The 1,128-nt window shown below is 68.0% G+C and carries 1 protein-coding gene; it reads right to left on the minus strand.

The window, feature by feature from the left end; all coding sequences use genetic code 11:
- The coding region (locus tag JGU66_36365) for an IS66 family transposase (GenBank protein MBJ6766251.1) at window positions 1-1,128 on the minus strand (1,128 nt) is incomplete at both ends.

The raw sequence follows: 1,128 nt of genomic DNA on the forward strand, positions 1-1,128 counted from the left end.
GCCGGGTGGTACTGCACGCGAAGCAAGACGTCGGAGAGGTACTCGCGCGGATTGATGCCGTTCGCCGAGCAGGTGGCGACCAGCGAGTAGAGCCCTGCGAGGTTGCGGCCCGCGCGGTCATGTCCGACAAACAGAAAGTTCTTCCGCCCCAGGGCTGCGACGCGCAGGGCTCGCTCCGAGGCGTTGTTGTCCAAGGGAAGCCGCACGTCATCGACAAAGCGGGTGAGCGCGTCCCACTGGCCAATCGCGTAGGTGATTGCCGTGCCCAGCGGGCCGCGAGGTGGATGCAGAGGCTTGTTCTCCTCGAGCCAGGAGCGGATTGCGGCCAGCGCCGGGGAAGACTGCTCCTTGCGCATGGCCAGGTGAGCGGAAGTCCTGGCCAGCCCCGCCTCCTTCACCGCGGCCTCCACCCGGTAGAGCTGGAGGATGAGTCTCAGCATCTCTTGCGCGGCCGGATGGGGGCGCGCCTCGAAGAAGCGGCGGCGCACATGGGCCCAGCACCCGACGCGCGTGCGGCCCTCTGGCGTCGTCACCCGGTTGTATCCAGTGTACGCGTCCACCACGAGCGCGCCACGAGTGCTCCCGAGGACCTCCATGGGCGTGGTGCCAGCGCGGGTGGGGCTGAAGCAGTAGGCGACGAGCGAGTCGTGCGAGGACTCCTCCTCCGAGAGGAACGTCCACAGGTAGCCCGTCCTCGTCTTCTCCGGGGCCTGCACCTTCAGGGGCGTTTCGTCCGCCTGCACCACCTGCTGCGTGGCCACCTTCTTGAGCAGGCAGTCGGAGACAGGCGCGAGCTCCGTGGCCGCTCGGTGGAAGAGGTCCGTCATGGTGCTGCGCGCCACCGGGAGTCCCTCACGCGCGAGTGCCTTCTCCAGTCGGTGTAGGGGCAGGGAGTCGGCGCATTTCGAAGTGACGAGGTGGGCGATGAAGCCGGAGCCGTAGCCCGTCTTCTCGGCGACACGGGGTGGCCCCAGGGCAGTCACGACACTCTCGCCACACGCGCAGACGAGGGTTTCTCGTACGTGCACCTGCTTCTCGAAGCGGCCAGGGATATACTCATACAGGACGCTCGGCCGGCCCGGCCCCATCGGGTGGAAGTCTGTCCCGTTGCAGCGGGGGCACCGCGGG

Source organism: Myxococcaceae bacterium JPH2 (assembly GCA_016458225.1).
Classification (GTDB): domain Bacteria; phylum Myxococcota; class Myxococcia; order Myxococcales; family Myxococcaceae; genus Citreicoccus.